The sequence below is a fragment of the Devosia insulae DS-56 genome, assembly GCF_000970465.2.
Classification (GTDB): domain Bacteria; phylum Pseudomonadota; class Alphaproteobacteria; order Rhizobiales; family Devosiaceae; genus Devosia_A; species Devosia_A insulae.
In genome coordinates, this window is sequence record NZ_LAJE02000164.1 from 1 (window position 1) to 20,736 (window position 20,736).

Here is a 20,736-nt window from a genome sequence, read left to right on the forward strand (position 1 = left end):
CTCTGGGTATGCAAACCAAGGCTCTGCAAGTCCCCCCACACTCGGTGTCATCCCCGCGAAAGCGGGGAACTCCGTTTGCGATCGTGCGGCAGGCACCAAAACAGAGGTTCCCGCTTTCGCGGGAATGACCCGGTGGGTGGGGCGCGACCCTAACGTAGCGTGGGCCTTCGCCGGGGTGACACCGTGGAGGTCGGTGCACAACACCCACCGCAACCACGATCAAGTCCGGCACATCACTCTTGCGCTTAGCTCCCCTCCATCCCGACCAGAGGAGCCCAAAATGCTCAGCACCCCAGAGATCGTTACCCGCCCCGACCAGCCGTTTGCGGCGATCCGCATCAGCCTCGACCGCGGCGACATCCCATCGAAGGCGCCGCCGCTGATCGGCGAGGTCGCCGGCTGGCTGGCCTCGCAGGGCGCCGCCCCCGTAGGCGCGCCATTCTTCAGCTATCTCGAAATGCCTGAGGACGGGCCGATGGTGATGGAGGTCGGTTTCCCGACGGCAACGCTGCTCGCCGGCGATTCGAGGGTCAGGACCGGCACCATCCCGGCCGGCCGTTTTGCGACGCTGATCCACACCGGACCTTATGACGGGCTCTATGAGGCCAACGTCGCGCTCGGCGAGTGGCTGGGAAAGCAAGGCATCCCGCATCCGATGCCGGAAGCTGCCCCCGGCGAATACGACGCGGCACTGCTCGAAATCTACGCCACCGACCCGGCCGACGAGCCAGACCCGCAAAAGTGGGAAACCGAAGTGGCGTTCCGGCTGGGCCGCTAACCCTGGAAAGAACCGGCCGGCCCGGGAGAGGAACCGGCCGGCCGGAGTTATCCTGCCCGGGCGAGGATGTCCTTCGCGCCGCTTACCAGTTGCGCCGCGGCATCCTCCGGGGATTTGGCGCCGAAGCCGATCTCCTGGCTCAGCGTGCCGAGCAGCGACAGGCTGATCTCGCCCGCCGCGGCCGGCGGCGGCGGCGGGATCGGTCCAAGCAGCTCGCCCAGATTGGCGAAGAAATCGAGGGTCTGCCGCTCGAGGTCGGTGAGGCCACCGACGATATGGTCGCGCGAGGCCGCCGAACTCGGGATACCGCGCTCCAGCCCGAGCAGGCTCGCCGCCTCGAGATCGCGCACGAAGAAGTTGATCAGCTCGACCGCCTCATCCTTGACCTCGGAGGTCCCCGCCAAGGTCCACATCATCGTCGGCTTGCGGTATTGCCCGCCTTTGCCGCCGGCCATCGCCAGCGGCATGTTGGCGACGGCCAGGGTGTCCTTGACCAGCGCCTGGTAGGCGATCAGTTCGTTGACCCCGGTGAAGCCGCTCGCGGCGCGCCCGGTCACCAGCATGCTGGTGTCGATGGTGCCGGTCGCAATCGCCTGCTCCTCGGCGGTCACACAGGCCTCCTTCGCGCGGAGCTCGGCCCACAGGGTGAACCACTCGGCGGCGTCCGCCGTATCGAAGGCCAGCTCGCCCTCCGGAGTGTAGAGCGCCTTGCCGCGTTGCCGCAGCCAATTCTCCAGCGCCGGCTCGTTGCCCGACCCGTCGGGCAGCATACGCATCCCGGCATTGGCGGCGTTGAAATCGCCGACCATGCCGGCGAGGTCCGCATAGGTGGTGGTCGGCCCGGGCACCGGCAGGCCGGCGCGCTCGAAGGCGCCGGCATTGACCTGCAGGCAGAAGCCGCCGGCGCCCATGCTCACGCCGTAGAGCTTGCCGTCGACCCGCCCGGCTTCGATCTGGTCGGCATCGAAATCGCCGAGATCGAGCGTCTTGCCGAGGTAGTCGTCGAGCGGCGTCAGCGCGCCGCGCTGGGCGTACTCGACGATGTAGCGGTAATCCATCTGGATCAGGTCGGGCGCATTACCGCCGGCGGTTTGCGTCGCGACCTTGGTCCAGTAGTCGTTGAACCCCATGAACTCGCTGGCCACCGGCGCGGTGCCGAACTTTTTCTGGAACAGGTCGAACACCGCAAAAGTCCGCTCGGCGCGTGCCTGGCCGCCCCAGAAGATGGCGCGGACGCCATCCGATTGCGCCCGCGCGGCCGGCGCCAGCGCCGCGGCTCCCAGCAGCGCCAGGGCGCCCTGCAGCACGGTTCTGCGACGTGTGGTCATATCGTCTCCTCCTCGTTTGTTTGCGTGTTGTGCTGCGCACGGCGCCGGTCCTCCCCGGGCGTCGTCGCGAAGTAGGATTTGTACTGGCGCGAAAAGTACTGGGTGGTCGAATAACCCAGGATCGAGCAGATCTCCCCGATGCTCATCGAGGTGGTCTGCAGCAGGTTGCGCGCCTTCAACAGCTTGGTGGATTTGACGAAGCTCGCCGGGCTCACCCCATAGATGCGCCGGAAGGTGCGGGTGAAATGCGAGCGGCTGCGAAACACCGCTCCGGCGAGCTCGGAGATATCGTCGTGCTCGGCGGGCATTTCGAGCACCTTGTTGGCCAGCTCGATCACGTCGCGGTCGAGCCGCGAACTGGGCACGTCTCCCGGCTGCAGCTGCAGCGCCGCGCCCTGCAACTCGTCGAGCACGGCCCGCAGCAGCATGGCGCTGCGCCGGCCATTGGCGGCGAGGCCCGCCAGCTCTGCCGCATGCAGCTGGACGACCTTGCGGGTCACCGCATCGAGGAACAGGAAGTCGGGCGTCCAGCACCAGACCGGGGGCAGGGGGGCGTCGCCCGCCCCATAGGCATAGTTGAGGAAGGTGACGCCCAGCGGATTGGCTGGGTTGTGCTGCGCCCGGTAGATACCGTCCGGCCGCATCACGCACGTTACCCCGGGCAGCAGGGCAATGTGCTCACCGCCAGGCGTCACCAGCTCGCCTTCCCCAGCCCAGATCAGCCAGATGCGATAATTGTCGTGCTTGGCCGGATCGGAGACGAACGACCAGCCCGGGTCGCACCGAATCCGCCCAACCGGCGCGCGCAGCTCGACGCCCGGCTCGCCGGCATCCGATGCTTTGGCCGCCCTCTCGTTCAACAGGTTGCTCCGGCGCCTTCACCGCCGAATATGGCGAGCCGCTCCGTCTGGTCGGTCGGTTGCGCCTTCTGATCCATGTAGTGGAATTGCAGCGCGCGGCGCCGCTGCGCCGAGTTGTTCGATGGCGTGCCATGCGGCAACAGGCCATCGAAGAACATGCCGTCGCCGGGCCTGAGCGGGAAGGCTACGGATTTTCGTCCCACGATGTCGGTATCGCAGATCTGCCAGTCGCGGCGCCGGAAGTGGTGGATGGGCCCGAGCTTGTGCCCGCCATCCAGCACCTGCATGCAGCCATTGGCGATGGTGGCCTCATCGACCGCGATCCACACGCCGACGATGCGCGTGCCCAGCGGATAGTCGAAGAACGCATGGTCCTGATGCCACGGCTTCTCGCGGCCGCCGCGCGGCGGCTTCAGCAGCGCCATGTCCTGGAACAGCCGCACGTCGCGCTCGAGCAGGTGCCGGCAGATCGCGCCGATCCGCTCGCCCAGCGCGATTCCGGCCAGCCGCTCCTCGTGCGGCACGAAATCGTAGAGCTTGCGCACCGCGTCATAGCGCTCGGCTGCGCTCATCGTATCGATGAGCTCCTTGTATCCTTTTTCGTAGGACACGCCGGAGAACAGCGGCACCCGGCCGTCGATCAGGTCGTCGATCGCCGCCTTGGCGCTGGCCACCTCTGCGGCGTCCAGCAGCCCTTCCACCGATAGCCAGCCATGCTCTCGATAATGCTGGCGCGATGCGGCGGTCAGCGCCGTGGCGATATCGACACGCGGGGCGCTCGATTCCGGGTCGTAAAGCCCGTCCTGGTAGGTCCCACCCTGTTCCTGGTCGAATTGCAGCATCGTCGGTGATCCCTTCACCGGACGTCACGTCCGGCTCTTCTTGGCATCGATAGTCACGCCAAACCGCCTCCGATCCAAGGCTACGAAGTCAGCGAAGTTGTGCACTTTTCGCGCATTGTGACCGCGCGACAGACGCGGGCCGGGCCAGCACTTGACTCGATGCGCTGCTCAGTATTTAACAATCGTGTTATTTAACACGCGTGCAAAATATGACCACCGACGCCCTCAGCCTCACTCTGTCCGCGCTCGCCGACCCAACGCGGCGGGCGATCTTGCAGCGGCTGAGCGAGGGTGAGGCGTCGGTGAGCGAACTGACCGCCCCGTTCGCTATCTCGATGCCGGCCATCTCCCGCCACCTGAAAGTGCTGGAGCAGGCCGGCCTCGTGGCGCGCACCCGGCATGCGCAGTGGCGCCCGGTGCAGCTCAACGCCGCGCCGCTGGCCGAGCTTGCCAGCTGGGTCGAGCGCTATCGCCGCCACTGGGACCAGAACTTTGCGCGCATGGATGCGTATCTGGCCGAACTTCAGAAGGGGAACCCCAATGGCCCAAAGCAATAGCGTCACGGCCGAACAGGCAGCCCTGGTGCTGGAGTTCGACCGGTTGTTCGACGCACCGCGGGCCCTGGTCTGGCGCATGTGGAAGGACCCCGAGCACATGGTGCGCTGGCACGGGCCGGAGGGCTATGCGCTCCTCAGCTGCGACATCGATTTCCGCGTCGGCGGCAAGTGGCGGCGCTGCATGAGCAACGGCCCCGGACACGCCCACTGGATCCGCGGCGAGTACCTCGAGATCGAAGAGCCAAGCCGGCTGAGCTTCAGCTACATCAACGAGTATGACGGGTTCGAGACCGTGGTGACGATGGATTTCGTCGACGAGCACGGCAAGACCCGCATGTATTTCCGGCAGACCCCGTTCATCAGCGCCGAGGAGCGCGATGGGCATGGCTGGGGCTGGAAGAGCGGCTTCGATGTGTTCGACCGCTATGTGGCGCAGTTCATCGACGACGACTGGAGCCCCAAGGGGCGGCCGCGCAGCGATGGCGTCGCCGAGGATATCGTCGCGGCGCGGCGCCGGGCCGTGGAGAGCAAGCGGGAGGACGACAATGCTCACTCTACCAACGATCGTTGAGCGGGCCGCTCAACCCTATGTGGCCATCCGCAAGCGGGTGACGATCCCCTTCGATGCCGTGATCGGGCCGACCATGGATGCGATGTTTGCTGCGGTGAAAGCCAAGGCGCTGCAACCTGTTGGGCCGGCATTCTTCAAGTACAACATCGTCAATATGCCCGATCTCGAGATCGAGTTCGGCGTGCCCGTAGGCACTCAGGTGGCGAGCGACGGCCAACTGATCGGCGGCACGCTGCCGGCCGGTCGCTATGCCCAGACCACCTATTGGGGGCACTACGACAACCTGATGGATGTGAACGCCATCCTCATTGGTTGGGCCAAGGAAAAGGGCCTCGCGTGGGATGCGATCGCCGGCAACGATGGCGATCATTTCGCCGCGCGGCTCGAAATCTATCCCAACAGTCCGGACGAAGAGCCCGACCCGGACAAGTGGGAAACCACCGTCGCGATCAAGATCAGGGATTGAGCCATGCTGCTTAAGGGCCGGACGGCCATCGTCTATGGCGCCTCCGGAGCAGTCGGCGGCGCCGTCGCCAAAGCCTATGCCCGCGAGGGCGCGCGGGTGTTCCTCGCCGCCCGCAACCGCGAGCGGCTTGAGGCTGTGGCGGCTGAGATAGCTGCGGCCGGCGGCAAGGCCGAGGTGGCGCCGGTCGATGCCACCGACCACGATGCGGTCGAGGCGCATCTCCAGGCGATCGTCGTCCAGGCGGGACCGGTCAAGATCATGTTCAATGCGGTGAGCGTCGACGACACGCAGGGCCAGAAACTCATCGATATGCCGCGCGAGCGGTTCATTGCGCCGATCGAGACCGGTATGCGGACCTGGTTCTCCACCGGCACCGCCAACGCCCGCCACATGGCCGCCAATGGCGGCGGCGTCATCGTCGGCATCTCGGCCAATGCGGCGCGCGAGGCTTATGACATCATGGGCGGGTTCGGTGTGTCCCAGGCGGCCATCGAGCATTTCATCCGGCATCTGGCCGTCGAGAACGGACCCGCCGGCGTGCGCTGCGTCTGCGTCCGCTCTCCCGGTTCGCCCGACGCGCCGGGCGTGCGCGAGGCGTTCATGCTGCACGCCAAGGAGGAGGGCATCACCCTCGAGGAAGCCGAACGCCGCGCCGGCGAACGCACCCCGCTCCGCCAGCTGACGCCGCTGGCCCAGATCGCCGACGTCGCGGTGCTGCTGTCATCGGACCTCGCAGCGTCGATGACGGCGACAGTGGCCAACGCGACCGGTGGGGCGCAGGTCGACTAGTACTGGCTGGGTGGCTAACCACCGGCGTCATCCCCGCGAAGGCGGGGAGCCAGTGGGATCCCTCGGCCTCAGCGGGTGCGGCAGCATCCCACTAGGTTCCCGCCTGCGCGGGAATGACGCCGGTGGGAGCTGCGACGCCTGATACCTCACCGCCGCTTCGCTATCTCGTTAGTGTTCGCGACCCGCTCAGAAAAACTCATCCAGCAGCGTGTACCACTCGAGCTTCGCCCGATCCGGCTCCGTAACGCCATAGGCCGCGAGGAACGCTGGGATTGAGGCCGCCCCATAGTTCCAATCGAGGCTGCGGCAAGCCAGCGCCAGGTCCTGGTAGCGGTCGGCCACGCCCAGCCGGCCGCAATCGATGACGCCGGTGAAGCGGCCATGCTCGGCCATGAAGTTGGGAAAGCACGCGTCGCCATGGGTGACGACGAGGTCCTCGGCTGTCGGGACGCCGGCCATGAGCCGGGCATAATCCGCCGGGCCCTGCTCGGGGTAGTCGCCGTCATAGAGCCCGGCATGGTAGCGCGCCGACGCAGCAGCGACGCGGATGCCGGCGCGATGATCGAATGGGCAACTCGCGGGATCGAGCCCGTGCAGCTGGCGCAGCGCCTCGGCGACCACCCGGATGGCGGTCTCGGCCGTTACCTCAGACGTCACCCCAGGCGTGGATGCCAGGTCATGCCCCGGCATCGCCGTCATCAGCAGCCAGTGCCGGCCGCCATGATCGGCAGTGTCGAGCACCGCCGGGCAGGGGAGCCCGGTGGCGTGCAGCCAGCGTAGCCGCTCGATCTCGCCCGGCAGCTCGGCCAACGGCGAGATCGGCTCGGACTTGATGAAATGGCCGGTCCCGGCGCGATACACCCAGGCGCCGGATTCGCCGATGGTCTGAGGCGTCAGCTCAAGGCCGCTGGCCCAGCCGGGCGGCAGGTCTAGTGGTCGCATGCGAAGAAATCGCCCTGGTGCTTCAGCGCTTCGGCGAGGCGCGCCTCATAGTCCTCGCGCGGGATCTCGATGCCGCCGAAGGTGCGGAGGTGATCGGTGACGAACTGCGTGTCGAGCAGGTGATAGCCGCCGGCCACCAGCCGCTCGAGCAGATGCGCCATGGCGATCTTCGAGCAATCGGTCTTCCGATGGAACATCGATTCGCCGAAGAACGCCGCCCCCAGCGATACGCCATAGAGCCCGCCGACCAGCGCCGCCCCATCCCACACCTCGACGGTGTGGACGATGCCGCGGGCGAACAGCGCGCCATAAAGGCGGCGGATCTCGGGGTTGATCCAGGTCGACTCACGGTCGACCCCTGATGTGGCGCAGCCCTCGATAACACCGCTGAAATCGGTATCGACCTTCACCACATAGGGGTGGGTGCGAAGCGTCTTCCGGAGACTTTTCGAGATATGGAAGCTGTCGAGCGGGATGACGCCGCGCTTTTGCGGGCTGACCCAGAACAGGTCGGGCGACTCCGCATCCTCCGCCATCGGGAAAATGCCGGCCTGGTAGGCCCGGATAATCAGTTCGGGCGTCAGGTCGATGGCGAACGGATCGGGCTTCTTGCTCATGGGCCGAATATGGGCCCGCCCGGCCGACGAAACAACGCCAAAGCGGGCTTGCAAGCGCCGCAACCGGACGCGATGGTGCCGGCCGACTGGGGGCGTCAAATGAACAAGTGGGTGCGGCGCATCATCGTCGGGATCGTCATTGTCGTGGTGCTGTTCATCGCCGCGGGCGGTGTGGGCACCTCCATGCTGATGAACCACCTGCTGACCCCGGGCGGCGTCGACTGGAGCGGCGCCAACAACCCCAACCCGCCGACCGACCCCTATGAGCTCGGTTATCGCGGCGACCCACAGGCGGCGCTCGGGCTGCCGTTCGAGACCGTCCGCTACGAGACCGAGCTGGGCGAGGCGGAGGCCTGGTTCGTGCCGGCCGCGAACCTGGCCGGCCCGTGGGCGGTCTATGTCCACGGTATCGGCGGCATCCGCGAGAACGGCTACCGGCAGCTGTCGATCCTCCACGAGGCCGGCATCCCGACGCTGCTGATCACCTACCGCAACGACAAGGGCGCGCCGTCGCCGGAGAACGCCATCTACGGCTTCGGCGTCGACGAGTGGCGGGACCTCGATGCGGCGGTGAGCTGGGCCCTCGGCCGCGGTGCCCCGAACGTCATCCTCGTCGCGGAGTCGATGGGTGCGGCGATCGCCGGGCAGTTCCTGATGCACTCGACCCAGGCGGACAAAGTCGTGGCCCTGGCGCTCGATGCGCCGGCGCTGGATTTCACCGAGGTGGTGGCCGACAAGCTCGGCGCGCGGATGATCCCGCTGGCCCGTACGCTGGCCAGGGCCGGCATCTTCGTCTTCGACACCTATCGCGGGGTGCAGCTCAACAAGGCGGTGAGCCTCGATGCGGTGGCGACGTTCCCAGGGCCGCTGTTCCTGGCCCACGGCACCGGCGACAGCCTGGTGCCGGTCACCATCAGCGAGCGGCTGCTGGCGGCTCGCTCGGCGCCCACGGCCTATCTGCAGACCGGCGCCAACCATCTGCTGTCATTCAAGGAAAACCCCGAACGCTACCGCGCCGAGATGGGCGGGTTCCTCAGCAGTCTGGGACGCTAAAGCGTTTCATTGAACGCTTCGCGCTCAGCGGAGCACCAACCGCACCAGCAGCGGCAGGCTGATCGCGGCAAGTGCGACCGGAAGCATCATGATGATGGCGTCGAGGTAGTCGATCATGTGCGGCATGGCACGATCTCCTTAGGGTAAGGCTACGTGCCACACGGCGGCTGAACCGGCGCTGGAGGGGACGTTCAGATTTCGTTAACGAGTCGGGCCGAGGAGGAGGCTCAGCCACCCCGCTGGTGTCTCCCGGGTGAGTTCACCACCAGACACGCCCCAAACGCGGTGTCATCCCGGCGAAGGCCGGGACCCATCCTGAGATGCGTCGGCTCGTGCGCATAACCGGATCACCTCAGGATGGGCCCCGGCCTGCGCCGGGGTGACACCGTGGGTGAGGGAACACCGGAGACAGAGCCGTACGCTCCGATCCGCCCCAGAAGCGGATATGCGCTTTCGCGGGGGCCACATCAGTGCGTGGAACGTCGCGCCCGACGCCCAACCTCAGGCCTTATTGTCCTTGAGGAACTTTTCCAGCCAATGGATGTCGTAGTTGCCGGCGATGATGTCCGGTTCCTTGATCAGCCGCTGGAACAGGGGCAGGGTGGTCTTCACCCCATCGACCACGAACTCGTCCACCGCGCGGCGCAGGCGCTGCAGGCATTCGGCGCGGGTGCGGCCGTAGACGATCAGCTTGCCGATCAGCGAGTCGTAGTAGGGCGGAATCGTGTAGCCCTGGTACACCGCGCTGTCGACGCGTACGCCGACGCCGCCGGCCGGGTGGTAGAACTGGATCTTGCCCGGCGAGGGCGCAAAGGTCTGCGGGTCCTCGGCGTTGATGCGCACTTCGATGGCATGGCCGGTGAACTGCACGTCTTTCTGGGCGAGGCTGAGCTTTTCACCCGAAGCGACGCGGATCTGCTCGTAGACGATGTCGACTCCGGTGATGCGCTCGGTCACCGGATGCTCCACCTGCAGGCGGGTGTTCATCTCAATGAAGTAGAACTTGCCGTCCTCGTACAGGAACTCGATGGTGCCGGCGCCCGAGTATTTGAGCTTCCGCATCGCGGCGGCGCAGATCTCGCCGATCTCGGCCTGCTCGTTGGCGGGGACGGTCGGCGCGGATGCCTCCTCCCACACCTTCTGATGCCGGCGCTGCAGCGAGCAGTCGCGGGTGCCGAGGTGCACCGCATTGCCCTGCCCATCGCCGAGCACCTGCACCTCGATGTGCCGGGGCTTGCCGAGGTACTTTTCCATATAGACCGATTCATTGCCGAAGGCGGCCTTGGCCTCGGCGCGCGCCGTCGACCAGGCGATCAGCACGTCGGCCTCGGTCAGGGCGACCTTCATGCCGCGCCCACCACCGCCGGCGGTCGCCTTGATCAGCACCGGGTAGCCGATCTCGGCTGCGGTCTGCTTGGCCTCGGCCTCGGTCTTCACTTCGCCAACCGAACCGGGAACCACGGGAATGCCGAGCTCTACCGCCGTCTTCTTGGCGGTGATCTTGTCACCCATGATCTCGATATGGTGCGACGAGGGGCCGATGAAGGTGATCTTGTGTTCCGAGAGGATGCGGGCAAAGCGCGCATTCTCACTGAGGAAGCCATAGCCCGGATGTACGGCGTCGGCGCCGGTGATCTCGCAGGCTGCCATGATCGAGGGGATATTGAGGTAGCTGTCCTTGGCCGGCGGCGGCCCGATGCAGACGCTTTCGTCGGCAAGGCGCACATGCATGGCGTTGGAATCGGCCGTCGAATGGACGGCCACCGTCTGAATGCCGAGCTCCTTGCAGGCCCTGAGGATGCGGAGCGCGATCTCGCCGCGGTTGGCGATGAGGACCTTCTGGAACATCCTGGGTTTACTCGATCACGACGAGCGGCTGGCCGTATTCGACCGGCGAGGCGTCTTCGACGAGGATGCGGGTGACGGTGCCCGAGCGGTGCGCCGGGATCTGGTTCATCGTCTTCATCGCTTCGATGATGAGAACCGTCTGGCCTTCCGACACCTTGGTGCCGATGCTGGCAAAGACCGGCTTGCCCGGTTCGGGCGAGAGGTACGCCGTGCCCACCATTGGGGAGGTGAGGGTGCCCGGGTTCGAGCTCAGGTCGTCGCTCGCCGGCGCGATGCCCTGAGCAGAGCCGGCAGGGGCTGTCGGCGCTGCGGCGGCATAGGCCGCGGGGGCCGGGGCGTAGGACGGAACAGCGACCTGCTGCACCGCCTGGGTGGCATAGGAACGGGTGACGCGGACGCGCAGGTCGTCGCGTTCGATTTCGATCTCGGCAAGGTTCTGCTCGTTGAGCAGCTTGGCGATGGCCTCGATCAGTTCCTGATCGGCATTCGGGGACGACGCCTTGGTCATATTCTGCCTCTTAGAGTTTTTCGGCCAGTGCGTGGAGCGCCAGCCTATATCCGGTAGCGCCCAGACCGCAAATCACCCCCATCGCCACCGGCGAAACGTAGGAGTGATGGCGGAACGCCTCACGGGTGTAAATGTTGGACAGGTGAACTTCGATCACCGGCAACGCCACGGCGCGAAACGCATCGTGGATGGCGATCGAGGTGTGCGAATAGGCGCCCGGGTTGATGACGATGGCGTCAAAATTGCCCAGCGCCTGCTGGATCCAGGTGACCAGTTCGCCTTCGATATTGGATTGCCTGCAGGTGACCTCGAGGCCGAGCGTCTTGCCTTCGGCAATCGCCATCTTCTCGATGTCGGCAAGCGTCTGCGAGCCGTAGGTCTGGGGCTCGCGGGTCCCGAGCATATTGAGGTTCGGGCCGTTGAGGACAAGGACGCGGTGAGCCATGGATGTGCCTTTTGCACTGGCCCCCCAGCGGGCGCAAGCGTGGCGCGGAGTAATGCACGAAAAAGGGCGGATTTGCGGCGGCTGGGCGGGTCGCGAAGCGATCGGTCAGCCTGGCTGATCCGTGCTGGTGCACACCGTCGCCCCGCAGGCCCGCATATTGGCGATACGCTGCTGCAGCGCTTCGAGCCCGATGGCGCCCGGGATGATCTCGTCGCCGATGATGAAGGTCGGCGTGCCGGTGATCTTCAGCCCATCGGCAATGCGGTAGCTCTCCTCGAGAGCCCGGTCGACCCGCGGCGTCTTCATGCCCATTTCGAGGGTAATGGGATTGAGCCCAAGGTCGGTCGCGGCTTTCAGCGCGGCAGCCTTGTCGACCTGGCCGCGGCTGGTGAACAGCGCCTGGTGGAAGGCCCAGTAATCGACATCGGCGTCGGCCACCTGTGCGGCGATGCGCGCCGCGTCGACCGAGCCTTGCGACAGGATCGGGAACTCCTTGAGGATCACCTTGAGGTTCTTGTCGCTGTCGAGCAGCGCCGCGAGATCGGGCAGCGCCTGCCGGCAATAGCCGCAATTATAGTCGAACATCTCGACCAGCGTGACGTCACCATTGGGGTTGCCGAGCACGATGCCGTTCTCGGACTCGAAGATCGCGGGCTTCAGCTCGACCATCGCCGCCCGCGTCGCGGCGGTGCGTTCCGCTGTCAGCTCGGCGTCGAGTGCGGCGGAGACCTTCTGCAGGATGCGCGGGTTGCCCATCAGGTAGGTTTCGATCATCGGGTCGAGCGTCGATTGCTCGAGCGCTGCTACCGGTTGCGGCTTGTCCTGCTTGGGCTGCCTCGCGATCAGATCGGCGACGATGGTCTCCACCGCCGCTGTGGTGAGGCCGGGCTCCGGCTTGGCCTTCGCCACCACCTCCTCGGCGATCGCCCGGGCGCCAGCCTCGTCGAGCTTCGGGCCCGACAGCAGCGTCGCGCCGAGGCCGCCCGCCAGCACACCGACGGCAAGCACGAGGATGGTGGTGAGGCGAGACATGCGAACTCCGGAACGACCCTGTTTCGATCCCTGTCTAGCAGACCAGGCCGATTATGCCATGCTGCGCCGCCCGAACCGAACGCCGCGGCTTCAATTCTAGTTGAGGCGGCGCGGCAATTCCCGTAGCCAAGGCGCCATGCAGACCGACGAAAAACTCACCGGCCTGAGGCCGTTCTACGTCATGGAAGTCACCGCACGCTCCAAGCTCGTCGAAGCGAGCGGGCGCAGCGTGATGCACATGGAATCGGGCGAGCCCGGTGCGCCGCCGGCGCCGCGGGTGCGCGAGGCGGTTGCCGCGGCGCTCGAACTGCCGCAGCACTACACCCACTCGGCCGGGCAGATCGAACTGCGCCGCGCGCTGGTCGATTACTACCGCGAGCAGCACGGCGCGTCGGTCGATCCCGAAAGCATCGTGGTGACCATGGGCTCGTCCTCGGGCTTTATCCTCGCCTTTCTCGGCGCGTTCGGGCCCGGTGCGAAAATCGCGGTGACCCGTCCGGGTTACCCGGCCTATCTCAACACGCTCGATGCCCTCGGCATGCATGCGGTCGAGATCCCGGTGACGGCGGCCGCCGGCTGGCGACTGAGCGCCGCCGATGTCGAGGCGGCTTATGCCCGCGAAAAGTTCGATGGCCTGCTGTTCGCCTCGCCGGCCAACCCGACTGGCGCAGCGGTAACCCGCGAAGCGCTCAAGGAAATCGTCGAGGTTTGCGCACGGCTCGGCGTGCAGTTCATCTCTGACGAGATCTATCACGGGCTCGACTACCGGGCGCCGTCGGTCTCGGCGCTCGAGTTCACCGACGACGCCATCATCATCAACAGCTTCTCCAAATACTACTGCATGACCGGTTGGCGCGTCGGCTGGATGGTGTTGCCCGAGCGGTTCAACCGGCGCACCAATATCCTGCAGCAGAACCTGTTCATCGCCGCCCCGACCCTCAGCCAGATCGCCGGACGGGTGGCGCTGGGCGAGCGGGAATACTCGGAGCAGCAGAAGGCGCAATACGCCGTGAACCGGCACGTGCTGGCCGAGGGCCTGGCGCAGTTCGGTCTCGCCTCGGCCAACGAGGGCGATGGCGCCTTCTACGCCTATATCGATTTCTCGCGCTTCACCAACGACTCGCTGAACTTCTGCATGCAGATGCTCGATGAGGTCGGGGTAGCGGCAACGCCCGGCATCGACTTCGATCGGCGCAACGGCAACCGCTTCGTGCGCTTCTCCTACGCCGGCACACGCGCGACGATCGACGAGGGTCTGAACCGGATTGGCGATTTCCTCAGGGGGAGATGATGCCCGGCCATGCCATACCGACGCTGCGGACGAGACGGCTGGTGCTGCGGGCGCCGGTGCCCGCCGATTTCGACGCCTATCGCGACCTGATGGCGTCGTCACGCTCGACCTTCATGGGCGGGCCGTTCGACGAGGCGCGGGCCTGGGGGCTGTTCTGCCACGATATCGCCTGCTGGACGCTGTTCGGGCACGGCGCGCTGATGATCGACGTCGCCACAACCGGCGAGTGTGTCGGCCAGGTGGGGATCAACCACGGGCCGCTGTTCCCGGAAAAGGAACTGGGCTGGCTGCTCTATGACGGCTTTGAAGGGCAGGGCTATGTGACCGAAGCGGCGGCGGCGCTGCGCGACTGGGCCTTTGCCGAACTGGGGCTCGCGAGCCTCGTCAGCTATTTCCACCCGGCCAACGCCCGCTCGATCGCCGTGGCCCAGCGCCTCGGGGCAGTGCGGGACGACGATGCTCCGCGCCAGGACGCAGAAGATCTGGTCTACCGGCATCTGCCGCCCGGACTGCGCAGTTAGCTCGCTCTAGGATTGGGGCACAGGTCACCTCTCCTTTGGGGGAGAGGTCGGCGCGTAGCGCCGGGTGAGGGGGCCTTGTCCACACTCAGCGCTTGCGGCAATGCCCCCTCACCCCGCGGTGAGGCCTGCGGCCTCATCCGCTGCCCTCTCCCCCAAGGGAGAGGGGGCGCTCGAACCGAATCCGACGAGGGCGCTCTATCGCCTGTCGCCCAGCGGTAAGAGTGACTTACTGCGGATTGTCCGCCAAGACGAACGGGCGCAGCCGGTGGCCGTCAAAGTCCTCGACCAAGAAGGTGAAGCCGAAATCCATGTCGGTCGGCGCCTGCAGCACTTTGAGCCCGAGCTTCGTCCACGCCTCGAAGGTGGCGCGGACCGCGTCCTTGCTGTCTTCGCTGAACGAAATCTCGACGCCGCCGGCAGCATTCGGTTTGGGCTCCATTTCGTCGGCCAGCCACAGGCCGAGCTTGAGGCCGGTGGGCAGCACGTAAAGCACGAAGGTCGGGGCTTTCTCCACCGGCTCGCGGTCGAGCAGTTTGCTGTAGAGCTCGGCGCTCCTCAGCGGGTCGCGGACGGCGAGGAGCAGGTAGTTGAGGGTGCGCATGGCATGTCTCCGTTGTTGATGGAGACGGGGATAGCCGGCCGGACTGACAGTTTCCGGCAGTGGTGGGCTTCCGGCCGTGGTCAGCGGACGGGGATGCCCTCGCGCTCGCGCCACTCCTTCAGCATGGCGGCGCGTCGGCGCGGGTAGCGCTCGGCCAGCATCTCCATGCGGTCGATGCGATCGAGCCGAAAGTGGCGATAGTCGGTGCGCAGCTCGCACCAACCGATCACCACCCGCACCCGGTCGAAGAAACCGATGGCAAACGGCCAGATAGTGCGCTCCGTCGCCGTGCCGCCGGCATTGCGATAGGCGATCACCAGCTTCCTCTGTTCGCGGATGGCAAGGCGGATGGCCGAGAGATCGACCTGCGCCGGGATCACCTCGCCGCCGCCGACCAACAGGTTCGAGCCGTCGACACTGTCGCGCAACTCATCCGGCAGCACCGCGGTGATCTTGCTCAGGGCATTGGCTGCGGCGTCGCCAAGCCGCGGATCCTCGGCCCGCCGCGCCACCCAGCGTGAGCCGAGCACCAGCGCCTCGATCTCGTCGGCCGAGAACATCAGCGGCGGCAGCGTGAAGCCGGGGCGCAGCACATAGCCGACCCCGGGTTCGCCCTGAATATCAGCGCCCTGCGCCTGCAGCGTTGCGATGTCCCGATAGAGCGTGCGGATCGAAATGCCGAGCTCATCGGCGAGGGCAGGGCCCGCGACCGGGGCGCGATGGCGGCGCAGCAGCTGGATCAGGTCGAGCAGGCGTTCGGTGCGAGACATGGTGACAGCCTAACGGATTTGAGGCGGTTTAGATTGAGTTAGTACCGTTCTCGTCCGGGCTTTGACTTGCCTTACCTGCAAATGCAGGCTGCCTCGCCAATCGAACGGAGGCGGCCGTGAAGCCCACGAGTATCGACTTCCAGGTCCTGAGCCGCCTCGGCGGCGAGCGTCGTCACTACACTGCTGGCGAGGTGATCTTTCGCAGTGGTGAACCCGGTGACGAATTGCTCGTGGTCCGTTCCGGCACCGTCGCCATCGAGGTCAGGGGGACGATCGTCGAACGCCTCGGGGAATCGGAGATCTTCGGCGAGATGGCGTTGGTCGAGGCAAAGCCCCGCAGCGCCACCGTGATCGCCGAGACCGACTGTGTGGTCGTCCCGATCAGCGAGAAGCAGTTCCTCGCCATGGTGGAGTACGCGCCGACCTTCGCTCTCGCGGTGATCCGCGTGCTCGCCCACCGGCTGCGTGAGTCCAACGCTCATCGTCGCGCCGCCTGACGCGAGCGGTCGTTGAAAACAGAAAGGGCGGGATCAACTCCCGCCCTTCTTGATTCTACTGGTGTGCTGGCACTTAGCCGCCGAGGCCCAGGCGGCGCTGCCACCAGCCGGCCTTCTTCGGCTTGGCATCTTCGGCCGGCGTCTCTTCGGCCGCGGCCGGGGCGGCCGAACTCACGACGATCTCGCCTTCCGGGATGACCTTCTTGGCGCGACGGCGCGGTGCCGCCTCGGGTTCCGGCGCAGGAGCGGCGGCAACCTCGGCCACGGCTTCCGCCGGCGCCGCTTCGGCAGCCACGGCCTCAGCCGGTGCAGCCTTGGGCTTGCGCGCCCGCGACGGCTTGGGCTTGGGAGCGTCCTCGGTAGAGGCTTCCGGCTCGGCGGCCGGCGCGGCCTTGGGAGCAGCCTTCTTGGCGGCGCCTCGAGCGGGCTTCTTTGGCGCAGCTTTGGCTGCGGGAGCAGCCTCTTCTGCCACGACAGGCGCAGCCTCTGCTGCAACCACCGGAGCCGACTCCTCTGCAACAGGCTCGGCCTTCTTGCGGCGACCGCGCTTCGGCTTCTCGGCCGGCGCGTCCTCGGCTGCCGCAGGAGCGGCCTCGACCGCAGGCGCCTCGGCAACCACTGCCACGGCCGGAGCGTCGGCCGCGGCGACAGCTTCTTCCGAAGCCGGTTCGGCCGTCACGCCATCACGCTGCTCGCCACCCTCGCCATCGCGACGGTTGCGGCGGCCGCCACGGCGACCCCGGCGGCGGCGGCGGCGCGGCTCGCCGTCTTCACCGACGGCACCTTCACCGGCCTGGCGCGGCGCTTCATCACCCTCACCGTCCTCGGACTCGTCGTCCGCTGCGGCTTCGACGGGCTGGCGTGGCTGCTGCTGTTGCTGGCCGCCTTGCGGACGATCCTCACGGTCGCCACCACGACGGCGCCGACGACGGCGACGACCGGAACGTTCGCCACCTTCTTCGGTCCGCGCCTGACGCTCGCCACCACCGGTAGCGGCTTCTTCTTCCTCCTCGTCGTCCTCTTCCTCGATCAACGCGTCGGCCGCTTCAGCCTCGGCGTCGATGATCGTGGTGGTGTCGACGCGGACATGCGTGCCGGCTGGCTCGCTGCGATCGAGCACGCGGGCTTCGCCACGTTCGATGGCGAAGTGCGAGGGGCCGACATGATCATCGGCGACGATGGTGATCGAGAGGCCATACTTGGCCTCGAGATTATTCAAGGTGCCACGCTTGGTGTTGAGGATGTAGAGCGCGACATCGGTCGGCACCCGTACGTTGATCGACTGGCCCGGCTTGCGCAGCACGTGGTCTTCCACGTTGCGCATCACCATCAGGGCGAGGCTTTCGACCGAACGGACGAGGCCGGTGCCCTGGCAGGTCGGGCACTTATGCGTCGAGCTTTCGACGACGCCGAAGCGGATGCGCTGGCGGCTCATCTCGAGCAGGCCGAAATGCGAGATACGGCCGACCTGGATGCGGGCGCGGTCGTTCTTCAGGCATTCCTTGAGCTTGCGCTCCACCGCCCGGTTCGAGCGGTTCTCCACCATATCGATGAAGTCGATGACGATCAGGCCGGCGAGATCACGCAACCTCAGCTGGCGGGAGACTTCTTCCGCCGCCTCGAGGTTGGTCTGCAGCGCCGTGTCTTCGATATTGTGCTCTTTGGTGGCGCGGCCGGAGTTCACGTCGATCGAAACCAGCGCCTCGGTCGGGTTGATCACCAGATAGCCGCCCGACGGCAGGGTAACCTGCGGCGAGAACATCTGGTCGAGCTGGCCCTCGACGTTGAACTTCGAAAACAGCGGCGCATCATCCTTGTAGAGCTGCACGTTCTTGGCGTGGCTCGGCATGATCATGCGCATGAAGTCTTTGGCTTCGCGGTAGGCGTCGTCGCCGGCCACGAACAGCTCGTCGATATCCTTGTTGTAGAGGTCGCGGATGGTCCGCTTGATCAGCGAGCCTTCCTCATAGACGAGGCAGGGGGCCTGCGACTTCAGCGTCAGCGAGCGAACGTTCTCCCACAGCCGCTGCAGGTACTCGAAGTCGCGCTTCACCTCGGCCTTGGTGCGGCTGGCGCCTGCCGTACGGAGGATGATCCCCTGGCCCTGCGGCACTTCAAGATCCCCGACGATGTCCTTGAGACGCTTACGGTCTGCGGCATTGGTGATCTTGCGCGAGATGCCGCCGCCACGCGCGGTGTTGGGCATCAGCACCGAATAGCGGCCGGCGAGCGACAGGTAGGTGGTGAGAGCCGCGCCCTTGTTGCCGCGCTCTTCCTTGACCACCTGCACCAGCATCACCTGCCGGCGCTTGATCACTTCCTGGATCTTGTACTGGTGGCGGCGCTGCGACGGACGACGACGTTCCTGCACGTCCTCCAGCGCATCCGAACCGCCGACGCTTTCGACCGGCTCGTTGCTGGTCGGCGCCTGCTCGATGTGGCTGTGCTCTTCGTCACCCTCGGCGTCGTCATGCTCCGACGAAACTTCGGCCGGCGCAGCGGCTTGGGCCGCGGCGTGCTCGTGTTCGTGCTCGTCGTCGTCATGCGCCTCGTCGCGCAGCAGCGCTTCGCGGTCGGCAATGGGGATCTGGTAATAGTCGGGATGGATTTCCGAGAAGGCGAGGAAGCCGTGGCGGTTGCCGCCATACTCGATGAAAGCCGCCTGGAGCGACGGCTCTACGCGCGTCACCTTTGCGAGGTAGATATTACCCCTGAGCTGCCGCCGCTGGGCGGATTCGAAATCGAACTCTTCGAGCCGGTTCCCGTTAGTGACGACAATCCGTGTTTCTTCCGGGTGGATGGCATCCACCAGCATGCGCTTTGTAGCCATAGACTAAGTCTCCGCGCCGTCGCGCGCCGACACCGATCGACCGGCGAGCCGGTCCTCCTGGCGTGGCGCCATGCGAGGCGATTGGTTCTAGAAGGGAAGCGCCAGTGGCGCCGGTAAAAGCGACGGCGCGCGCGCCGCCACGAGACTGGAGAGCGAAGGCAGCCGGGACTTCGACGACAAAAGCGCAACCGCTGTTCGGGATCGCGTCACTCTTTGTCTGCCCGATGGCCATCAGACCTCTTCCTTGAGAACAGGCCAGCGCTAATCAAACCGCCTGTTCTTCGACCCCGAGGGATCGAGATTCTATCGCGAGGCGCCAAATGTGCCGCACTTCAGACCGGTCTCACCTCAGGTGATTTCCGATCCGCCGCTGCCGACCACGAGGGCCAGGGGCACCGATTGCGCCGCTCCGGCATATGGTGGCGGTAGCAGGCCGCCTCAAGATGGCTTTAGGGTTGTTGCCGCAAATTGGCAACAGGAAACTCAAAACCCATGGGTACGGGCGGCTTTCAGAGCGATCACATTATTGCATTGTCGACGCGCCGTGCGTAACGCCGCAGAATCGCCCGAGTGATCTGGCGTGTTGCACTACCCTTGGGGAGCGATGCTGTCTTGTTGAAATCTGCCGGTTCCGCCGGCCACACCTGCGGAATTGCTGGGTTTGCGGCGATTGTGCTGGTCCTCGTGGCTTGCCTCTTCGCCACGCATCCGGCCTTCGCTCAGCTCGAATCGATCGAGGATTACCCCGATGTCATCGATGCGCGCGTCACCGCGACGCCGCAGCGGGCCCGCCTGATCATCGATCTCTCGGGGCCGACCGAGTTTGCCATCGTCTCGCTCGATAAGCCCAACCGCATCGCCATCGACGTCAAGGCGTTCGAACTGAAGATCCTGGCGCCGGCCGATGTCGCGGGCAAGGGCATCGTCACCGGCTACACCGTCGAAATGGCGGAAAAGGGCAGGGCACGCACCATGCTGACCCTGGCCGAGCCGGCTCAGGTGCAGCAGGCCTATATCCTCGATGCGGTCGCCGACCAGCCTGCGCGCCTCGTCGTCGACATCATCACGGCAACGCCCCAGGAGTTCGCGACCAAGGTCGCTTCCGACCTTGCCGCCTCGAACGCCAACCAGGGCACGGCGCCGGTAACGGCTCCGACCGACCCCGGCACGCACGCCCCGATCACCGCCACCCGCCCGCTGGTGGTGCTGGGCCCCGGCCATGGCGGCGTCGACAACGGCGCCAGCGCGCCCAACGGCACGCACGAGAAGGACATTACGCTCACCTTCGCGCTGCAGCTGCAGAAGGTGCTGATCGATTCCGGCCGCTTCGATGTGGCGCTGACCCGCGAGGACGACACCTATCTGTCGCTCAACGAGCGGGTCGACCTCGCCCGGCAGAACAAGGCCGACCTGTTCATCTCGCTGCACGCCGACAGCTTCCAGCAGCCCGAAATCCGCGGCGCCAGCGTCTATACCCGCGACGAGAACGCCACCGACGTGCTCGATAAGGTGCTGGCCGACGGCGAGAACCGCTACGACATCGTTGCCGGCTTCTCGGTGCCGCAGGCGACGCCCGCGGTGATGGACATC

22 protein-coding genes are annotated in these 20,736 nt (G+C 66.2%); 10 read left to right on the forward strand and 12 right to left on the reverse strand.

Annotation, left to right across the window (positions count from 1 at the left end; genetic code table 11):
• The first annotated feature begins 280 nt into the window (after positions 1 to 280).
• A complete protein-coding gene (locus VW23_RS10625; protein ID WP_069909542.1) occupies positions 281 to 778 on the forward strand; it encodes a GyrI-like domain-containing protein in 498 nt (165 codons plus the stop codon).
• Between the two features lie 47 nt (positions 779 to 825).
• Here the strand turns inward: VW23_RS10625 and VW23_RS10630 are convergent, their stop codons facing one another.
• From VW23_RS10630 to VW23_RS10640, 3 genes are read right to left on the reverse strand one after another with little or no spacing between them, the layout of a single operon-like run.
• Positions 826 to 2,106 carry an ABC transporter substrate-binding protein gene (locus VW23_RS10630; RefSeq protein WP_069909543.1) on the reverse strand — a complete coding sequence of 427 codons (1,281 nt, stop codon included), beginning with the start codon at positions 2,104 to 2,106 and terminating at the stop codon, positions 826 to 828.
• The gene (locus tag VW23_RS10635) at positions 2,103 to 2,966 is read right to left on the reverse strand and encodes an AraC family transcriptional regulator (RefSeq protein ID WP_069909544.1); all 864 of its coding nucleotides are present in this window, start codon (positions 2,964 to 2,966) and stop codon (positions 2,103 to 2,105) included. The genes VW23_RS10630 and VW23_RS10635 overlap by 4 nt, the downstream gene beginning before the upstream one ends.
• Complete coding sequence (locus tag VW23_RS10640) at positions 2,963 to 3,808, reverse strand: phytanoyl-CoA dioxygenase family protein (RefSeq protein WP_069909545.1); 846 nt, start codon at positions 3,806 to 3,808, stop codon at positions 2,963 to 2,965. The genes VW23_RS10635 and VW23_RS10640 overlap by 4 nt, the downstream gene beginning before the upstream one ends.
• Positions 3,809 to 4,017: 209 nt before the next feature.
• Between VW23_RS10640 and VW23_RS10645 the strand changes: the two genes are divergently transcribed.
• Genes VW23_RS10645 through VW23_RS10660 form a run of 4 tightly spaced genes read left to right on the forward strand, consistent with a single transcriptional unit; the run spans position 4,018 to position 6,191 of the window.
• Positions 4,018 to 4,365, forward strand: a complete 348-nt coding sequence (locus tag VW23_RS10645) for an ArsR/SmtB family transcription factor (protein WP_069909546.1) — start codon at positions 4,018 to 4,020, stop codon at positions 4,363 to 4,365.
• A complete protein-coding gene (locus VW23_RS10650) occupies positions 4,349 to 4,936 on the forward strand; it encodes an SRPBCC family protein (protein WP_069909547.1) in 588 nt (195 codons plus the stop codon). The genes VW23_RS10645 and VW23_RS10650 overlap by 17 nt, the downstream gene beginning before the upstream one ends.
• Positions 4,911 to 5,402, forward strand: coding sequence for a GyrI-like domain-containing protein (locus VW23_RS10655; RefSeq protein WP_069909548.1), 492 nt, complete (start codon positions 4,911 to 4,913; stop codon positions 5,400 to 5,402). The genes VW23_RS10650 and VW23_RS10655 overlap by 26 nt, the downstream gene beginning before the upstream one ends.
• Positions 5,403 to 5,405: 3 nt before the next feature.
• Positions 5,406 to 6,191 (forward strand): SDR family NAD(P)-dependent oxidoreductase, encoded by a 786-nt coding sequence (locus VW23_RS10660; protein WP_069909549.1) that lies wholly within the window; start codon positions 5,406 to 5,408, stop codon positions 6,189 to 6,191.
• A gap of 186 nt (positions 6,192 to 6,377) precedes the next feature.
• Here VW23_RS10660 and VW23_RS10665 read toward each other — a convergent pair whose 3' ends face one another.
• Together VW23_RS10665 and aat are read right to left on the reverse strand one after the other, a co-directional pair.
• Positions 6,378 to 7,133 carry an APH(3') family aminoglycoside O-phosphotransferase gene (locus VW23_RS10665; protein ID WP_069909550.1) on the reverse strand — a complete coding sequence of 252 codons (756 nt, stop codon included), beginning with the start codon at positions 7,131 to 7,133 and terminating at the stop codon, positions 6,378 to 6,380.
• Positions 7,121 to 7,750, reverse strand: coding sequence for a leucyl/phenylalanyl-tRNA--protein transferase (gene aat / locus VW23_RS10670; protein ID WP_069909551.1), 630 nt, complete (start codon positions 7,748 to 7,750; stop codon positions 7,121 to 7,123). Before aat ends, VW23_RS10665 begins: the two co-directional genes overlap by 13 nt.
• Before the next feature lie 99 nt (positions 7,751 to 7,849).
• On the opposite strand from aat, the gene VW23_RS10675 reads away from it, so the two are divergent.
• Positions 7,850 to 8,803, forward strand: a complete 954-nt coding sequence (locus VW23_RS10675) for an alpha/beta hydrolase (protein ID WP_069909552.1) — start codon at positions 7,850 to 7,852, stop codon at positions 8,801 to 8,803.
• A gap of 501 nt (positions 8,804 to 9,304) precedes the next feature.
• Here the strand turns inward: VW23_RS10675 and accC are convergent.
• From accC to VW23_RS10695, 4 genes are all read right to left on the reverse strand, one after another.
• Entirely contained in the window at positions 9,305 to 10,651 is a 1,347-nt protein-coding gene (gene accC / locus VW23_RS10680; RefSeq protein ID WP_069909553.1) for an acetyl-CoA carboxylase biotin carboxylase subunit, read from the reverse strand.
• A gap of 7 nt (positions 10,652 to 10,658) precedes the next feature.
• Positions 10,659 to 11,159 carry an acetyl-CoA carboxylase biotin carboxyl carrier protein gene (gene accB, locus VW23_RS10685; RefSeq protein ID WP_069909554.1) on the reverse strand — a complete coding sequence of 167 codons (501 nt, stop codon included), beginning with the start codon at positions 11,157 to 11,159 and terminating at the stop codon, positions 10,659 to 10,661.
• Between the two features lie 10 nt (positions 11,160 to 11,169).
• Positions 11,170 to 11,604 carry a type II 3-dehydroquinate dehydratase gene (gene aroQ, locus VW23_RS10690; RefSeq protein ID WP_069909555.1) on the reverse strand — a complete coding sequence of 145 codons (435 nt, stop codon included), beginning with the start codon at positions 11,602 to 11,604 and terminating at the stop codon, positions 11,170 to 11,172.
• A gap of 105 nt (positions 11,605 to 11,709) precedes the next feature.
• Complete coding sequence (locus VW23_RS10695; protein ID WP_084645914.1) at positions 11,710 to 12,636, reverse strand: DsbA family protein; 927 nt, start codon at positions 12,634 to 12,636, stop codon at positions 11,710 to 11,712.
• Positions 12,637 to 12,772: 136 nt separating this feature from the next.
• Between VW23_RS10695 and VW23_RS10700 the strand changes: the two genes are divergently transcribed.
• Positions 12,773 to 13,927 (forward strand): pyridoxal phosphate-dependent aminotransferase, encoded by a 1,155-nt coding sequence (locus VW23_RS10700; protein WP_069909556.1) that lies wholly within the window; start codon positions 12,773 to 12,775, stop codon positions 13,925 to 13,927.
• Positions 13,927 to 14,448, forward strand: coding sequence for a GNAT family N-acetyltransferase (locus tag VW23_RS10705; protein WP_069909557.1), 522 nt, complete (start codon positions 13,927 to 13,929; stop codon positions 14,446 to 14,448). The genes VW23_RS10700 and VW23_RS10705 overlap by 1 nt, the downstream gene beginning before the upstream one ends.
• A 226-nt stretch (positions 14,449 to 14,674) precedes the next feature.
• Here VW23_RS10705 and VW23_RS10710 read toward each other — a convergent pair whose 3' ends face one another.
• Together VW23_RS10710 and VW23_RS10715 are read right to left on the reverse strand one after the other, a co-directional pair.
• The gene (locus VW23_RS10710; protein WP_069909558.1) at positions 14,675 to 15,049 is read right to left on the reverse strand and encodes a VOC family protein; all 375 of its coding nucleotides are present in this window, start codon (positions 15,047 to 15,049) and stop codon (positions 14,675 to 14,677) included.
• An 80-nt stretch (positions 15,050 to 15,129) separates the two neighbouring features.
• Positions 15,130 to 15,819 carry a helix-turn-helix transcriptional regulator gene (locus VW23_RS10715; protein ID WP_069909559.1) on the reverse strand — a complete coding sequence of 230 codons (690 nt, stop codon included), beginning with the start codon at positions 15,817 to 15,819 and terminating at the stop codon, positions 15,130 to 15,132.
• A 116-nt stretch (positions 15,820 to 15,935) separates the two neighbouring features.
• Between VW23_RS10715 and VW23_RS10720 the strand changes: the two genes are divergently transcribed.
• Positions 15,936 to 16,316 carry a Crp/Fnr family transcriptional regulator gene (locus VW23_RS10720; RefSeq protein WP_201788036.1) on the forward strand — a complete coding sequence of 127 codons (381 nt, stop codon included), beginning with the start codon at positions 15,936 to 15,938 and terminating at the stop codon, positions 16,314 to 16,316.
• Positions 16,317 to 16,389: 73 nt separating this feature from the next.
• Here VW23_RS10720 and VW23_RS10725 read toward each other — a convergent pair whose 3' ends face one another.
• The gene (locus VW23_RS10725; RefSeq protein WP_069909560.1) at positions 16,390 to 19,146 is read right to left on the reverse strand and encodes an Rne/Rng family ribonuclease; all 2,757 of its coding nucleotides are present in this window, start codon (positions 19,144 to 19,146) and stop codon (positions 16,390 to 16,392) included.
• Between the two features lie 612 nt (positions 19,147 to 19,758).
• Here VW23_RS10725 and VW23_RS10730 point away from each other — a divergent pair.
• Positions 19,759 to 20,736: N-acetylmuramoyl-L-alanine amidase (locus VW23_RS10730; protein WP_141728297.1), on the forward strand; the 978-nt coding region annotated here is incomplete at its 3' end.

Coding starts and splice junctions, on each gene's coding strand:
- VW23_RS10660 (WP_069909549.1), top strand. CDS start 5,406: ATGCTGCTTAAGGGCCGGACGGCCATCGTCTATGGCGCCTCCGGAGCA.
- VW23_RS10710 (WP_069909558.1), bottom strand. CDS start 15,049: ATGCGCACCCTCAACTACCTGCTCCTCGCCGTCCGCGACCCGCTGAGG.
- VW23_RS10725 (WP_069909560.1), bottom strand. CDS start 19,146: ATGGCTACAAAGCGCATGCTGGTGGATGCCATCCACCCGGAAGAAACA.
- VW23_RS10655 (WP_069909548.1), top strand. CDS start 4,911: ATGCTCACTCTACCAACGATCGTTGAGCGGGCCGCTCAACCCTATGTG.
- VW23_RS10640 (WP_069909545.1), bottom strand. CDS start 3,808: ATGCTGCAATTCGACCAGGAACAGGGTGGGACCTACCAGGACGGGCTT.
- VW23_RS10650 (WP_069909547.1), top strand. CDS start 4,349: ATGGCCCAAAGCAATAGCGTCACGGCCGAACAGGCAGCCCTGGTGCTG.
- aroQ (WP_069909555.1), bottom strand. CDS start 11,604: ATGGCTCACCGCGTCCTTGTCCTCAACGGCCCGAACCTCAATATGCTC.
- VW23_RS10625 (WP_069909542.1), top strand. CDS start 281: ATGCTCAGCACCCCAGAGATCGTTACCCGCCCCGACCAGCCGTTTGCG.
- VW23_RS10675 (WP_069909552.1), top strand. CDS start 7,850: ATGAACAAGTGGGTGCGGCGCATCATCGTCGGGATCGTCATTGTCGTG.
- VW23_RS10665 (WP_069909550.1), bottom strand. CDS start 7,133: ATGCGACCACTAGACCTGCCGCCCGGCTGGGCCAGCGGCCTTGAGCTG.
- accC (WP_069909553.1), bottom strand. CDS start 10,651: ATGTTCCAGAAGGTCCTCATCGCCAACCGCGGCGAGATCGCGCTCCGC.
- aat (WP_069909551.1), bottom strand. CDS start 7,750: ATGAGCAAGAAGCCCGATCCGTTCGCCATCGACCTGACGCCCGAACTG.
- VW23_RS10715 (WP_069909559.1), bottom strand. CDS start 15,819: ATGTCTCGCACCGAACGCCTGCTCGACCTGATCCAGCTGCTGCGCCGC.
- VW23_RS10630 (WP_069909543.1), bottom strand. CDS start 2,106: ATGACCACACGTCGCAGAACCGTGCTGCAGGGCGCCCTGGCGCTGCTG.
- VW23_RS10695 (WP_084645914.1), bottom strand. CDS start 12,636: ATGTCTCGCCTCACCACCATCCTCGTGCTTGCCGTCGGTGTGCTGGCG.
- VW23_RS10645 (WP_069909546.1), top strand. CDS start 4,018: ATGACCACCGACGCCCTCAGCCTCACTCTGTCCGCGCTCGCCGACCCA.
- VW23_RS10700 (WP_069909556.1), top strand. CDS start 12,773: ATGCAGACCGACGAAAAACTCACCGGCCTGAGGCCGTTCTACGTCATG.
- VW23_RS10705 (WP_069909557.1), top strand. CDS start 13,927: ATGCCCGGCCATGCCATACCGACGCTGCGGACGAGACGGCTGGTGCTG.
- accB (WP_069909554.1), bottom strand. CDS start 11,159: ATGACCAAGGCGTCGTCCCCGAATGCCGATCAGGAACTGATCGAGGCC.